This window comes from Tenacibaculum sp. HL-MS23, assembly GCF_032463465.1.
GTDB lineage: Bacteria > Bacteroidota > Bacteroidia > Flavobacteriales > Flavobacteriaceae > Polaribacter > Polaribacter bernardetii.
This window is the reverse complement of the sequence record NZ_CP135989.1, coordinates 1,727,365-1,743,192: the sequence shown is the minus strand read 5'-3', so window position 1 is coordinate 1,743,192 and position 15,828 is coordinate 1,727,365. Positions and strand designations below refer to the sequence as shown.

The 15,828-nt window shown below is 32.5% G+C and carries 13 protein-coding genes; 12 read left to right on the top strand and 1 reads right to left on the bottom strand.

Annotated elements, in window-relative coordinates; genetic code table 11:
• Nucleotides 1-33: 33 nt before the first annotated feature.
• Nucleotides 34-2,361, bottom strand: a complete 2,328-nt coding sequence (locus RRF68_RS08195; RefSeq protein WP_315944039.1) for a TonB-dependent receptor — start codon at nucleotides 2,359-2,361, stop codon at nucleotides 34-36.
• 109 nt (nucleotides 2,362-2,470) lie between these two features.
• Here RRF68_RS08195 and RRF68_RS08190 point away from each other — a divergent pair, with 109 nt between their 5' ends.
• The 12 genes from RRF68_RS08190 to RRF68_RS08135 all read left to right on the top strand — a co-directional run bounded on the left by RRF68_RS08190 (nucleotide 2,471) and on the right by RRF68_RS08135 (nucleotide 15,826).
• Entirely contained in the window at nucleotides 2,471-3,127 is a 657-nt protein-coding gene (locus RRF68_RS08190) for a metal-dependent transcriptional regulator (protein ID WP_218771640.1), read from the top strand.
• A gap of 1 nt (nucleotide 3,128) precedes the next feature.
• Nucleotides 3,129-4,040, top strand: coding sequence for a metal ABC transporter solute-binding protein, Zn/Mn family (locus RRF68_RS08185; protein WP_315944038.1), 912 nt, complete (start codon nucleotides 3,129-3,131; stop codon nucleotides 4,038-4,040).
• 1 nt (nucleotide 4,041) lies between these two features.
• Complete coding sequence (locus tag RRF68_RS08180; RefSeq protein ID WP_315944037.1) at nucleotides 4,042-4,779, top strand: metal ABC transporter ATP-binding protein; 738 nt, start codon at nucleotides 4,042-4,044, stop codon at nucleotides 4,777-4,779.
• Between the two features lie 48 nt (nucleotides 4,780-4,827).
• Nucleotides 4,828-5,205 (top strand): four helix bundle protein, encoded by a 378-nt coding sequence (locus RRF68_RS08175; protein WP_315944036.1) that lies wholly within the window; start codon nucleotides 4,828-4,830, stop codon nucleotides 5,203-5,205.
• Between the two features lie 12 nt (nucleotides 5,206-5,217).
• Complete coding sequence (locus tag RRF68_RS08170; protein WP_315945371.1) at nucleotides 5,218-6,342, top strand: metal ABC transporter permease; 1,125 nt, start codon at nucleotides 5,218-5,220, stop codon at nucleotides 6,340-6,342.
• Complete coding sequence (locus RRF68_RS08165) at nucleotides 6,335-7,495, top strand: metal ABC transporter permease (protein ID WP_275314986.1); 1,161 nt, start codon at nucleotides 6,335-6,337, stop codon at nucleotides 7,493-7,495. Before RRF68_RS08170 ends, RRF68_RS08165 begins: the two co-directional genes overlap by 8 nt.
• Before the next feature lie 69 nt (nucleotides 7,496-7,564).
• Nucleotides 7,565-10,690: a UvrD-helicase domain-containing protein gene (locus RRF68_RS08160; RefSeq protein WP_315944035.1), complete on the top strand. Its 3,126-nt coding sequence runs from the start codon at nucleotides 7,565-7,567 to the stop codon at nucleotides 10,688-10,690.
• Between the two features lie 65 nt (nucleotides 10,691-10,755).
• Entirely contained in the window at nucleotides 10,756-11,949 is a 1,194-nt protein-coding gene (gene kbl, locus RRF68_RS08155) for a glycine C-acetyltransferase (RefSeq protein ID WP_218771634.1), read from the top strand.
• Nucleotides 11,950-12,068: 119 nt separating this feature from the next.
• A complete protein-coding gene (locus RRF68_RS08150; protein WP_315944034.1) occupies nucleotides 12,069-13,427 on the top strand; it encodes an OmpA family protein in 1,359 nt (452 codons plus the stop codon).
• A 181-nt stretch (nucleotides 13,428-13,608) separates the two neighbouring features.
• Nucleotides 13,609-15,120: a F0F1 ATP synthase subunit beta gene (gene atpD, locus RRF68_RS08145; RefSeq protein ID WP_218771632.1), complete on the top strand. Its 1,512-nt coding sequence runs from the start codon at nucleotides 13,609-13,611 to the stop codon at nucleotides 15,118-15,120.
• 39 nt (nucleotides 15,121-15,159) lie between these two features.
• Entirely contained in the window at nucleotides 15,160-15,453 is a 294-nt protein-coding gene (locus RRF68_RS08140; RefSeq protein WP_218771631.1) for a FoF1 ATP synthase subunit delta/epsilon, read from the top strand.
• A 94-nt stretch (nucleotides 15,454-15,547) separates the two neighbouring features.
• A complete protein-coding gene (locus tag RRF68_RS08135; RefSeq protein WP_218771630.1) occupies nucleotides 15,548-15,826 on the top strand; it encodes a twin-arginine translocase TatA/TatE family subunit in 279 nt (92 codons plus the stop codon).
• Nucleotides 15,827-15,828: the final 2 nt, after the last annotated feature.

Sequence of the window (15,828 nt, the reverse complement as noted above, 5' to 3'; positions counted from 1 at the left end):
TCCCGGTTTCAGTATATTGTATGTGTTAATAGGTTATTTAAATATTTTAAAGCCTAATGTGTAAATTCTTGGGTTTGCAGGACCATAAATAAAGTTACTATCACGTTCCTTGCCTACGTCGAAATTTGTTTGATAAGCATCAAAAAGGTTTTTAACACCTACAAAAAATTCGATATTACTATCTAACTTTTCTAATTCAAAATTATAGCTTGTTTTAATTCCTAGATTAAAGAAGTTTGGTGATTTAAAATATTCGTCATTCGCTAAGTTTAAATCAGAAGCTAAGTGCAATACATCCATTTTACCTGTATACACTAAATTTAAAGCGGTTTTAAATTTCTGATTAGGAGTGTATGTTGCTGTTGCATATCCGTAAGTAGTTGGAGTGCGTAAAAATTCTTTTTTCGGATTTAAAGCATCAGAATTATTAATAGCAGTATTGTATTTACTCGATTGATACGTAAAACCAGCGTCAAACTGAAAAATTCCGTCATAGTTTAATCTTGTTTCTAAAGTAATTCCTTTTACAATAGCGCCATCACCATTTCTTTTTTCAAAAACTTCACCAAATTCATCTTCACCTATAGATTCTAAAAAGAAAGCATCATTTAAGTTGGTATAAAAACTTTCAACTGTAAAGCCGTATATATAGTGTTCTGTTGGTTGATCGTAATTAAAAGAAACGGTATAACTATTAGAGCGTTCTCTTTTTAAATCATCAGCAAGTTGTACTCTCGATATTCCGCCGCCTGCAAAAGCAATATGTAAATCGGTATCAAAAGCTTGTGGCGCTCTAAAACCGGTTCCCCAAGTGGCTCTTATTTGTGTTTTCTCAAAAGGTTTAAAAAGTAAAGAAACTCGTGGACTTGCCACGTTGTTGGTGATTAATTTTTTGGTTCCGTCTCTTTTTAAAGCATCTAATTTATGATGATCGTAACGAACACCTGCAAGTAAATTCCACTTTTCGTTTATTTCCCAATCACTCTGAAAAAAAAAACCGTAGTTTTTAGTAATCTGATCAACAACATATTTGTAAGCAACAATTTCGTCATACACATCATCTTGTACAAATTCACCACCAATAGTTAATACATTATTTCCTTGTAAGAAATCTTCTAGTTTATGATTAAACTGAATTCCACCTTGAAACGTAGTAGTTTCTGAATTTCCATAAGGCGGATTTGCCAAATGAACTGTATCTTCAGGAGTTCCTATTTCTGGGCGAATACCTGTGTAATGATCTCTGGCGGTGTATTGAGAAGCAAAATAGGTAATTAATGAGCTTTTATCTTCATTAAAATTAATTTGATAATCAATATTACCAACATATACATCATGTGTTCTTTCTTCGGATTGTAATGCAAAATGCGGTGCGTTTTTAATCATTTCGCCGCCATAACGATATTCATTCATTTTACTGAAGTTAATTTCTAACTTCTGATTTTCTGTTGGTAAGAAAAACAAATTAGTACCAAATGAGTTGTTTTTTAATTGTGGTAATTCAGAGAAGTTATCGCCATTATGATCGTAAATTTCTCGAGCTCTATTATTTATGAAAAAAGAAATTCCAGCATTTTTAGCATCATTAACAACGGTTGCATTACCAGCAATGATATGATCTGAAGCGCCTTTAAAATTTTGATAAGTGTATTGAATACTATAATCGTCTTTTTTAGGAACATTAGTAATCACATTAACAGTACCACCAATAGCGCTCGATCCGTATAATGCAGAGCCGCCACCGCGAACAACTTCAATACGATCTATCATATTGGTAGGTATTTGCTCTAAACCATATAAACCGGTTAGTGGACTAAAAATTGGTCGTCCATTTATTAATATTTGAGAATAACCACCTGCCAATCCGTTCATACGTAATTGCGTGTAATTACAAGTTTGGCAGTCAGTTTCTACACGTAAGCCGGTCTGAAATTTTAAACCTTCAGATAAGTTGCATGCTTGTACGTCTGCTAAAGTTTCACTGTTAATTACGTTTACAATTACAGGGTTTTTAGTACTTCGCCTATCCGTTCTTGTTCCTGTTACAGTAACTTGATCTAAAATCTCAGCAGTTTCAGTTAAAATAAAATCTACTTTTTTTTCTTCTGATGATTTTAAGTTGATGTTTTTTCTTTCTGATAAAAACCCAATAGAAGAAGCAATTAAAACAAATTTATTTTTTGATGTTTCTATCGTGTAATTTCCGTTTTCATCAGTTGTTGTTCCAATGTTTGTTCCTTTTACGAGAATGTTTACAAAAGGGATTGTCTCTCCCTTTAGGTTGGTTGTTTTTCCTGTAATTATTTGTGCTTTTATAAAGGTGGTTGCAAATAGAATAATTAAAAAAACAGCATTTTTCATGGGTACTTTATTTATTATTTTTCTACAAAGGTAAAATAATTTTTAGATAAGACTAAAAATTATTTTATATAAATGAAAATTTATATATTTGTAAAGTCAAAAAAATACAATGTTTAGTCAGTCAGAAGAAAATTATATAAAAACCATTTATCACCTAGCAGCAATATCTGATAAAGGAATTAGCACAAATGCTATTGCTAAGCGGTTAAAAACAAAAGCTTCTTCGGTAACAGATATGATTAAAAAGCTATCTGATAAAGAAGTGGTTGTTTATAAAAAGTATCAAGGTGTTACGTTAACCGAGCTCGGAAAAAAAACTGCGGCTAGCATTATTCGTAAACATCGATTGTGGGAGGTTTTTTTGGTAGAAAAACTTAATTTTTCTTGGGATGAAGTGCATGAAGTAGCAGAGCAATTAGAGCATATAAAATCGCCAAAACTAATAGACGAGTTAGATGCCTTTTTAGGACATCCTAAAAGAGATCCACATGGAGATCCAATTCCTGATAAGGATGGGAATTTACCTCAAATAAAAAAAAGCTTGTTAGCTACACTGCAAAAAAACGAAAAAGGAGTTTGTGTAGGTGTAAACGATACTTCTTCTGAGTTTTTGCGTTTTTTAGACAAGCAAGAAATCGGATTAGGACTCAATATACAAGTGTTAGATAAAGAACCTTTTGATGACTCTTTTTTAGTGAAAATCAACGAGAAAGAAATGACGATTTCAAATAAAGTAGCAAACAATATTTATATACAAAAAAATTAAGATGAAAAGAATAGCATTATTATTTGTAATCTTATTAGCAGTAAGTTGTGGTAAAAAAGCAAAAAACGAAAACGGTAAATTAAAAGTAGTTACAACCACTACGATGATTACCGATTTAGTAAAGAATATTGGAGGCGATAAATTAGACGTTAAGGGTTTAATGGGAGCAGGAGTAGATCCGCATTTGTATAAAGCTAGTGAAGGTGATGTTTCAAAATTATTTAATGCTGATGTTGTTATTTATAACGGATTACATTTAGAAGGGAAATTAGAAGAGGTTTTTGAGAAAATGCAACATCAAAATAAAAAAACGGTTGTTGTTTCTGATGTAATTAATAAGAAGAACTTGATAAGCTCAGCGTTATTCGCTTCAAATTACGATCCTCATATTTGGTTTGATCTTAATAACTGGAGGAAGATAACATCGTATGTAACAGAAAAATTAGCAGCAATTGATGCCAAAAACGCTGCTTTTTATCAGCAAAACGCGAAAGAATATTTAGAGAAACTAGTAGCTTTAAGCAAAGAGGTTGAAAGCAAAATAAACGAATTGCCAATAGAAAAAAGAATTTTGGTAACCGCACACGACGCTTTTAATTATTTCGGAAATCAGCATCAGTTTAATGTTGTAGGCTTACAAGGATTATCAACAGCAACAGAAGCTGGTGTTCAGGATGTTCAGAAGTTAGCAAAATTTATCATAGCAAATAATGTAAAAGCAATTTTTGTAGAAAGTTCTGTTCCAAAACGAACTATTGAAGCTTTACAGGAAGCTGTAAAATCTAAAGGACAAGAGGTTGTAATTGGCGGAACATTATATTCTGATGCATTAGGAAATGCAGGAACAAAAGAAGGAACTTATATAGGTATGTATAAAGCAAACGTGAATACGATTGTTAACGCATTAAAATAATATGGAAACAAAATACGCAGTGACGGTAGATGATTTAACAGTTGCTTATAATTACAAGCCAGTACTTTGGGATATTGATTTAGCCATTCCTGAAGGAGTTTTAATGGCGATTGTTGGGCCAAATGGCGCAGGAAAATCTACCTTAATAAAATCTATTTTAGGAATTATAAATCCCATTGCAGGGAGTGTTTCTATTTATGGGAAACCATATGATAAACAACGAAAATTAGTTGCTTATGTTCCGCAAAAAGGAAGTGTAGATTGGGATTTTCCTACCACAGCTTTAGATGTTGTTATGATGGGAACCTATGGAAGTTTAGGTTGGATAAAACGCCCAGGGAAATCACAAAAAAAAACAGCATTAGAAGCACTAGAAAAAGTGGGGATGTTAGCTTTTAAAAGCAGGCAAATCTCTCAGCTTTCAGGCGGTCAACAACAACGTGTTTTTTTAGCCAGAGCATTGGCACAAGACGCATCCATCTATTTTATGGATGAACCTTTTCAGGGAGTAGATGCAACTACAGAAATCACCATTATCAATATTTTAAAAGAATTACGAAAATCAGGAAAAACAGTGGTTGTAGTGCATCACGATTTGCAAACCGTTCCTGAATATTTCGATTGGGTAACTTTTTTAAATGTAAAGAAGATTGCAACAGGTCCTGTAAAAGAAATTTTTAACGATGATAATCTAACGAAAACTTACGGAATTAACTATAAAGTAAGTGTACAGCAATAAGTTTTTTGGATTTTAGTGAATAGAGGTTAGAAAAAAAAATCAATAAAAATGAGAGAAATAAAATTCAAGTTTGAAGATTTGAAAGTGTATCAAAAAGCACTTGAATTTGTCGATTTTTCTTATGAAACATCAAATAATTTTCCAGATACAGAACGTTATGGGTTGAAATCTCAATTTAATAGAGCAGCTGTTTCTATTGCATTAAATATTGCTGAAGGTTCAGCAGATACAGACAAACAGTTTAATAGATTTTTGCAAATAGCATTAGGTTCTACAAATGAATGTGTTGTTTGTGTTTCGATTGCAAAACGACAAAATTTTATTTCTGAAGAATCTGAAAATGAAATTCGTGAAAAATTAGTAGAACTTTCAAAGATGATTATAGGTCTACAAAAATATTTGCGTAACAAAAATACTAATTTCTAAAAACTAACTACTATCGACTTTTCTGAATATTTTAAACTCGTTTTTACAGATTATACACTTCGAACAATTACTATTGGTACTGCAATTTTAGGCGCTATTTGTGGTATGTTAGGTAGTTTTGCAGTGTTAAGAAAACAGAGTTTATTGGGCGATGCAATTTCGCACGCATCACTTCCGGGTATTGCCATTGCGTTTTTAATTACAGGCACAAAAGATACCAACGTTTTATTATTGGGTGCATTGATAAGTGGATTGATCGGAGCTTTTTGGATACGTGGAATAGTAAAAAACACGCATTTAAAAACAGATACTGCTTTAGGATTGATTCTTTCTGTTTTCTTCGGATTCGGAATGTTACTTTTAACTTTTATTCAGAAATTACCAAACGCAAATCAATCAGGTTTAGATAAATTTTTATTTGGTCAAGCAGCAACATTACTAATTAAAGATGTTTGGTTTATGGCAATAGTTACAGCTATTTGTTTAGCGGTATTATTGCTCTTTTGGAAAGAATTTAAACTCTTATTATTTGATGCAGATTATGCAAAAACTTTAGGTTTTAATGTGAAATTTATTGATGCTTTAATAACCTGTTTCATCGTATTAGCAATTGTTTTAGGATTGCAAACAGTAGGCGTTGTTTTAATGAGCGCTATGTTATTAGCGCCAGCAGCAGCGGCGCGTCAATGGACAAATAGTTTAAGTACCATGGTGGTTTTAGCAGCTGTTTTTGGTTCGCTTGCTGGTGTTGTGGGTACAGGAATTAGCGCAAGTCAATCTAATTTATCTACAGGGCCTGTAATTGTGTTAGTTGCCGCAGTATTTGTAGTGTTTTCATTTGTTCTTTCACCTTCAAGAGGATTGCTTTTTCGTCAAATACGTCTTTTAAAGAATAGAAGAGATTTACAGTTACATAAAACCTTGTCTTTTATGTTTGATTTGGTAAAAACGCACGAAGATAAATCACATCCGCATGCGGTAAAAATTTTAAATAACTTTCAAGGGTATACCAGAGGTACTTTAAAAGAATTAGAAGAAAAAAAATATATAAAAGTGCAAGGTAGAATGTGGTCGATGACGGAGGAAGGATACCAGTTTGCAGGTAATTTGTATAATCAACATGTAGAAAATGAGTAGTGCTCAGATAGAAATACAATTAATAGCAAGTTTAGTAGCAGTAGCTTGTGCAATACCTGGTGTGTTTTTGGTATTGCGGAAAATGGCCTTAATTAGCGATGCTATTAGCCATTCGATTTTACCTGGTTTGGTAATCGGTTTTTTTATTACACACGATTTAAATTCTCCTTTATTGATTTTAATGGGAGCCTTATCAGGAATTTTAACCGTGGTATTGGTTGAGTATATTCAGAAAACAAAATTGGTAAAAGAAGATACGGCAATTGGTTTAGTTTTTCCGGCATTGTTTAGTATTGGTGTACTTTTAATAGCCAAAAATGCAAACGATGTTCATTTAGATGTAGACGCTGTTTTATTGGGTGAATTGGCTTTCGCACCGTTTGATAGATTAATAATTAACGGAACAGATATCGGACCTAAATCATTATGGATCATAGGAACAATATTGGTAATTACCTTAGGCCTTTTAATCGCTTTTTTTAAAGAGTTAAAAATAAGTACGTTCGATGCTGGTTTGGCAACAGCTTTAGGTTTTTCACCAATTGTAATTCATTACGGATTAATGAGTGTGGCATCAATTACAACCGTTGGAGCTTTTGATGCAGTCGGAGCAATATTAGTTGTAGCTTTAATGATTGCGCCAGCGGCTACTGCTTATTTATTAACGAATGATTTAAAGAAAATGTTAGTTTTTTCAGGGTTATTTGGCGTGTTTTCGGCTATTTCGGGTTATTGGGTAGCGCATTGGCTAGATGCTTCAATATCTGGATCTATGATTAGCATGCTTGGTTTAGTTTTCTTCTTCGTGTATTTATTGGCTCCCAAAAGAGGGTTGATTTCAGTAATTTACAGAAACAGGCAACAACAAAAAGAAGTGCAATTGCTTACTTTTTTGTTGCACTTAAATAATCATACTGAAAAAAGAGAAAGACATATTAATCATTTAAATGAGCATATAAATTGGCATAAAATAAAAGCAAAATCCGTAGTAGATTTAGCTAGAAAAAATAATATGATTGTTATAGAAAATCAAATTATATCACTTACCAAAAAAGGGAAAACCTTTACCGAAAAGGCAATAGATTATATTATAACAAACGACGATTCTAAGATCGAATCAATGAAAAAAGATTTCTTTTTGTTTAGAGGGTAAGTAACAATATTTCTGTTCTCTGCTTTCTTATTTTCTTTAAATAGGTTACTTTGCATAAAAAAATAACCTGTGCAAAATTCTTCTAATTTTGAAGTGTACAATGCTTCTGCTGGTAGCGGAAAAACGTTTACACTTGTAAAAGAATATCTAAAAGTTTTATTGAGTTCTGATGATATTTTTAATTTTCAGAAAATATTAGCGATTACATTTACCAACAAAGCAGCTGGTGAAATGAAAGAGCGTGTGTTAGAAAATTTGCAAGAATTCTCTGAAGGAAAAGAAAACGATTTGTTTCAACTTATTATCAATGAAATTACAATTGATAAACAAACCGTTAAAGACAGAAGTAAGAAAATATTAGATGCTGTTTTACAAAACTACTCTGCTTTTTCAATTACTACGATTGATAGTTTTACGCATAAAATAATTAAAAGTTTTGCGTACGATTTAGGATTGTCGCTAAATTTTGAAGTGGAAATGGATGCAGTTTCTTTATTAAATGAAGCTGTTGATATATTGATTTCTAAAATTGGAACTGATAAAGATTTAACGAAATTATTAATTGATTTTTCCTTAGATAAAGCAGATGATGATAAATCGTGGGATATTTCGTTGGAGCTTAATGAGTTTTCTAGAATTTTATTAAATGAAGACGATACGAAGCATTTTAGAAAGCTGGCGGATAAAAAGCTAGCTGATTTTACCAACTTAAAAACTAAACTTTCTAAATATCAAAAAGAGATAAAAAAGCGATTTATAGAAATTGGGAGTCAGGGAATAGCGATTATAGAAACGGCACAAATAAATCATAAAGATTTTTATCGCTCTATGTTGCCGAATCATTTTTTGGCGTTGTCTCAAAATCCAGAGAAAGCAAAGTTTTTCGAAGATTCAAAGCTTCGCGAACGTATCGAAGAAAATAATTTTTATGCAAAGTCAAAATCAGACGACATAAAAAACGCCATTGAAGGTGTTTTGCCTGAATTGTTGAATTTATACAGTCATTCAGAAGAATTGTATCAGCAATTTTTAATGAACAAATTGGCATTAAAAAGTATCATTCCGTTAGCTGTTTTAAATCATATTAATTTAGAGTTAACACATATAAAAGAAGAAAATAATATCCGATTAAATGCTGAGTTTAATCAATTAATTTCTGACAATATTAAAGATCAACCAGCGCCGTTTATCTATGAAAGAATTGGGCAACGGTTTATGCATTATTTTATTGATGAAATGCAAGATACATCAGTGTTACAATGGCAAAATATAATTCCGTTAATCGACAATGCATTAGCACAAGAAAAAAGTAATTTATTGTTGGTAGGTGATGGTAAACAAGCTATTTATCGCTGGCGTGGTGGTAAAGCAGAGCAGTTTATTTCTTTAGGATCGGATGTTGAGAATCCGTTTCATGTTCCGAAAGAAATAAAAACACTAGAGACTAATTATAGAAGTTACACAGAGGTAATTGATTTTAACAATCAATTTTTTCAGCACACGTCAAATTTTCTTCAAAATGAAAATTACAAACAATTATTTATTGAAGGAAATAAGCAGTTAACAACGGCAAAAAAAGGCGGATACGTTTCGTTGTCTTTTTTAGATAAGGAAGAGGAAAAAGAGGATGAGGTTTTAAAATATCCGAAGAAAATATTAGAAACCATTAAAAGTTTAGAAGCCGATTTTTCTTTAAATGAAATTTGTGTATTAGTCCGTAAGAAAAAAGACGGAATTGCAGTGGCAAATTATTTATCTGAAAACGGAATTAACATTATTTCTTCAGAAACGTTGTTGTTGCAAAATAGCTCGAAAGTAAATTTTATTGTTGATGTTTTACAAGTAATTCAACATCCGAATGATAAAGAAGCATTGTTAGAGGTTTTGTATTTCTTACACGATCATTTAGGGTTGAAAACGGAAAAACATGCTTTTATATCAGCAATGATTCATCAGCCGAATGATGCAATTTTTAAAGAGTTATTAAGTTATCAAGTATCTTTTGAATTAGCCGATTTTCATCAATTACCGTTTTATGAAAAAGTAGAGGAAATCATCCGAGGTTTTAAATTGATAAACTCTTCAGATGCCTATGTGCAATTCTTTTTAGATGTGGTTTTAGAACAACAACGAAAAGGAACGAGTATTCAGGAGTTTTTAGATTTTTGGGAAGATAAAAAAGCAAATTTAAGCATTGTGGCTCCCGAAAGTGGAAACGCTGTTCAGGTTATGACGATTCATAAATCGAAAGGACTAGAATTTCCGGTGGTTATTTTTCCGTACGATTTAGAAATTTATCGACAAATAAATCCGAAAATTTGGTTAGATGATTTACCAGCCGACTTTGAAAATTTTAAGGAATTATTAGTGCCGTTTAATAAAGATTTAAAAGCTATAAACGATCGAAGTTTAGAAATATACGATCAACAAAGAGAAGAATTAGAATTAGATAATTTTAATCTTTTGTATGTTGCTTTAACGCGTTCGGTAGAGCAGTTGCATATAATTACCGAATATAAAATTACGGCTAAAGGAGAAGAGAATGTTAATTTTTATTCAGGAATATTTATCAATTATCTAAAAGAAAAAAATCTATGGAATAATGATCAGTTAGAATATTCTTTTGGAGATATAACGCGAATAAGTGAACGTAAAGAAATCGCTTCTTTAGCAGCTATTCAGGAAGAATTTATATCTACGCCTTGGCAAGAGCACAATATTCATATGTTGGCAAGTGCTTCAAAACTGTGGAATACCGAGCAAGGAAAAGCAATTGAGTTTGGAAATTTGATTCACGAAATGATGGCGAAAATTACAACCCAGCGTGATGTAGAAAAAATAGTGAATCAATACGAGCAACAAGGTATAATAGACAAAGAACAAGCAAAAACGATTAAAACAGATATTAATAAAATAGTAAATCATTCAGATTTGCAGCATTATTATTCACAAGAAGTAACTATATATAATGAGCGTGAAATTGTTGATGTTGATAATCAGATTTTAATTCCCGATCGATTGGTGCTTGATACGAATAATGCAGTAACTATTATCGATTATAAAACAGGAAAACCATCCAAGAGTTATCATCAGCAATTATTACGATACGAACGTGTGTTAAAATCGATGAATTTTAAGGTTGATAAAAAACTACTTATATATATTAATGAAGAAATTTTGGTTGAAGAAGTTTAACAATTAACTTTGACCTTTTAAATATAAATACCACATCGATTGTAGATGTAAATAAAATATAAATTATGTACGGAAAAATAAAAGAACAACTACAACAAGAAATTCAAGAGATTAAAGACGCCGGATTGTATAAATCAGAACGTATTATTACATCATCTCAAGATGCAGCTATAAAAATAGCCACAGGGGAAGAAGTAATTAATTTTTGTGCAAATAATTATTTAGGATTGTCAAATAACCCAGAAGTAATTCAAGCAGCAAAAGATACCATGGATACACATGGTTTCGGAATGTCGTCTGTTCGTTTTATTTGTGGAACACAAGATATTCATAAGGAGCTTGAAGCAAAAATTGCAGAATTTTATACAACAGAAGACACTATATTGTATGCTGCTGCTTTTGATGCAAATGGTGGAGTTTTCGAACCGTTGTTAACAAAAGAAGATGCTATTATTTCAGATAGTTTAAACCACGCCTCTATTATAGACGGAGTTCGTTTGTGTAAAGCAGCTCGTTATCGTTATGATAATAATGATATGAGTTCTTTAGAAGCGCAGTTGATTGAAGCAAATAAACAAGAACACCGTTTTAAGATTATTGTTACTGACGGAGTTTTCTCTATGGATGGAATTGTAGCAAAGCTTGATGAAATTTGTGATTTAGCTGATAAATACGATGCAATGGTAATGGTCGATGAATGTCATGCTACAGGTTTTATCGGTAAAACAGGTCGTGGTACTGTTGAACTTAAAAATGTAATGGATCGTGTTGATATTGTAACCGGTACTTTAGGAAAAGCACTTGGTGGTGCAATGGGAGGTTACACAACAGGAAAAAAAGAAATTATAGAAATATTACGTCAGCGTTCACGTCCGTATTTATTCTCAAACTCATTAGCGCCATCTTTAGTAGGAGGTGCATTAAAAGTTTTTGATCTAATATCAAACGATACTTCTTTAAGAGATAAGTTAGAGTGGAATACCAATTACTTTAGAACAGAAATGGAGAAAGCAGGTTTTGATTTGGTTGGAGCAGACGCGGCAATTGTTCCAGTGATGTTATACGATGCAAAACTTTCTCAGAATATGGCAAATAAATTATTAGAAGAGGGTATTTATGTGATAGGTTTTTTCTTTCCGGTTGTGCCGAAGGAAAAAGCAAGAATACGCGTGCAATTGTCCGCAGCACATGAAAAAGAACACCTAGATAAAGCTATAAAAGCTTTTATAAAAGTAGGGAAAGAGCTGGGAGTGATTTAAATATCTTAAACGAAATCTTGCACTTATTGTAAGTTTTTGTAGATTTGCTTTTGTAAATAAGTTTTAACAACTTACATTTGCTAAATATATAAACGAACTTTTAATTTAAATTTTTTATAATGAAACAAATCAAATTAGCTGTGATAGCTTTGTTTACGTTCGCTACTTTAGGGACGGTAAACGCACAAGATTCTGACAACCCATGGGCTGTAGGATTTGGAGTTAACGCTGTAGACGTTAGAATTCCTTCTGAATTTTCAGATTATGCAAAAGATTACGTAGGTACTAGTGACTGGAATGTACTTCCATCAATATCTAGAATTACTGTAGGAAAATACTTAAACGAAGGTTTTACTTTAGAATTAGCAGGATCTATAAACAAGATTGAAACATTCGCTAGTGAAAATGATATGGATGAACTTTACTGGGCTATTGATGCTAACGTAAAGTATGACTTAAATAACTTAGTAGGTGAAACTTCTTGGTTTGATCCTTATGTTTATTTAGGGGGTGGTTACACTTCTTTAGCTGATCAAGGTGAAGGGATGTTAAATGCAGGTTTTGGTTTCAATACTTGGTTTAACGATAACTTAGGTTTAAACTTTCAAACTGGTGGTAAAAAAGAATTTAGTGATAATGTACAAGACCATTTCCAACATTCAGTTGGTTTAGTGTTTAAATTTGGTGGTACTGATACTGATGGTGACGGTGTTTTCGATAAAGATGATGCTTGTCCAGAAGTTGCAGGATTAAAAGAATTTAACGGATGTCCTGATACTGATAATGACGGAATTAAGGATGCAGATGATGCATGTCCAGAAGTTGCTGGTTTAGCAGCTTTAAACGGATGTCCTGATACTGATGGTGATGGTATTGCTGATAAAGACGATGCTTGTCCTACAGAAAAAGGAACTAAAGCTAACAACGGATGTCCTGATACTGATGGTGACGGTGTAGTTGATGGTAAAGATAAGTGTCCTGCAGTAGCAGGTCCTGCAGCAAACGCAGGTTGTCCTTGGCCAGATACTGATGGTGATAGCGTTTTAGATAAAGACGATAAATGTCCTAATGTAGCAGGTGTTGCTTCTAACAACGGATGTCCAGAAGTATTAATTACTAAGGAAGCTGAAAAGAAATTAAATGATTTCGCAAGAGCTATTTACTTTAACTCAGGAAAAACATCTTTTAGAGCTGGAGTTTCTGGTAAATTAGATTTAATTGCTGCGATCATGAAAGAATATTCTAAAGCTAAATTTAGTATTCAAGGTCACACAGATAGTCAAGGTAGAGCTGCTAGTAACAAAAAATTATCAGAAAGAAGAGCTAAGGCTGTTTTAGATTATTTAGTTGTGAAAGCTGGTATTTCTGCTGATAGATTAGTGTCTGCTGGATTTGGTGAGGACTATCCAATCGCTGATAACAAAACAAGAGCTGGAAGAGCTCAAAACAGACGTGTTGAAATTAAATTAACAAAATAATTTAGTTAAAACGTAAGTTTTATAAAATGCCTCACAAATGTGAGGCATTTTTTTTGTTCAATATTTTTAGTAAAAATAGCGTGAAACGTTTTTTAAATTCCACTAAAAAAATTACCTTTGCACTTTGAAAAATGAGCTAAAGCTTACATAGCAAATTAAATAACTTTAATTACATATAGTAATGTCTACAATAACAGGTAAAGTTTCTCAAATTATTGGTCCAGTTATCGATGTTGAGTTTAATACAGAAAATGCTGAATTACCAAAAATTTACGATTCATTAGAAATTAAAAAAGCTGATGGTTCAATTTTAGTATTAGAGGTTCAACAACATATAGGTGAAGATACAGTTCGTACCATTTCGATGGATGCGACAGATGGTTTAAGTAGAGGTACAGAGGTGATTGCTACAGGAAGCCCAATTCAAATGCCTATAGGAAGCGATATTTATGGTCGTTTGTTTAACGTAACAGGTGAAGCTATTGACGGATTAGGTAATTTACCTAAAACTGGTGATGCAGGATTATCAATTCACCGTCAAGCACCAAAATTTGAAGACTTATCAGTGTCAACAGAAGTGTTGTTTACAGGTATTAAGGTAATTGATTTAATTGAACCGTATGCAAAAGGAGGTAAAATTGGATTATTTGGTGGAGCAGGAGTAGGTAAAACCGTATTAATTCAGGAGTTAATTAACAACATCGCAAAAGGGCACGGAGGTTTATCTGTATTCGCTGGTGTAGGCGAAAGAACTCGTGAAGGAAACGATTTACTAAGAGAGATGTTAGAGTCAGGAATTATCAAGTATGGTGATGACTTTATGCACTCTATGGAAGAAGGAGGATGGGATTTATCTAAAGTAGATAAGCCAGGAATGAGAGACTCTAAAGCTACTTTCGTATTCGGACAAATGAATGAGCCGCCTGGAGCACGTGCACGTGTTGCTTTATCTGGTTTAACAATTGCAGAATATTTCCGTGATGGAGCAGGAGAAGCACAAGGAAAGGACGTTCTTTTCTTCGTAGATAATATCTTCCGTTTTACACAAGCAGGTTCTGAGGTATCGGCATTATTAGGTCGTATGCCATCAGCAGTAGGATACCAACCAACATTAGCTACAGAAATGGGAGCAATGCAAGAACGTATTACTTCTACTAAGAAAGGTTCTATTACATCTGTACAAGCAGTTTATGTGCCTGCAGATGATTTAACAGATCCAGCACCAGCAACAACGTTTGCTCACTTAGATGCAACGACAGTATTATCTCGTAAAATTGCAGAATTAGGTATTTATCCTGCAGTAGATCCATTAGATTCTACTTCAAGAATTTTATCTGCTGAAGTTTTAGGAGCTGAGCATTATGATACAGCAACAAACGTAAAAGAAATTTTACAACGATATAAAGAATTGCAAGATATTATTGCGATTTTAGGTATGGAAGAATTGTCTGAAGAAGATAAATTAGTAGTTCACAGAGCACGTCGTGTACAACGTTTCTTATCTCAGCCTTTCCACGTAGCTGAACAGTTTACAGGTATTCCAGGATGTTTAGTAGACATTAAAGATACTATTAAAGGGTTTAACATGATTATGGATGGAGAATTAGATAAATATCCTGAAGCAGCGTTTAACTTAAAAGGATCAATTCAAGAAGCAATTGATGCGGGAGAGAAAATGTTAGCTGAAGCATAATTCAAGTAACAATTAACAATAATTAATTCTATTGAAATTATGTTTTTAGAAATTGTAACTCCAGAAGCTATCTTGTTTTCATCAGAAGTAGATTCTGTTACTGTACCAGGTATTGACGGTGAATTTCAGATGTTAAATAATCACGCACCAGTTGTGTCTATTTTAAATAAAGGAACCGTAAAAGTACACGTACATACGCAAAATCACTTAGTTTTTGATGATTTACATGGCAGTATAGTAAGTTTACCAGAAGATGATAAAGTGTTAACTTTAGCTATCAAATCTGGAACTTTAGAGATGAAAGATAATAAAGTAATTATCCTAGCAGATTAATTACTTAAACATCATAAAAAAAAGCCAAACGTAAAGTTTGGCTTTTTTTGTTTTATAAAGAATTTTACTATCTATTTTAATTACCTTTGTACTAATGAATACAGTATTTTTATTTATAGGAGGTCCAGAGATTTTTGTAATCTTGTTATTAGTCGTTATGTTATTCGGAGCAGACAAAATTCCAGAAATAGCTAGAGGATTAGGAAAAGGTATACGTCAAGTTAAAGACGCTACAAATGATATAAAAAAGGAAATAAACAACAGTGCCAAAAATCAAGGTATAGATACCGACTTCGTAAAAGATATTAATAAAGAAGTTAATAAAGTTAAAGACAATATTGATGATTTTACGGGACCTATAAAGCGTAGGTAGTA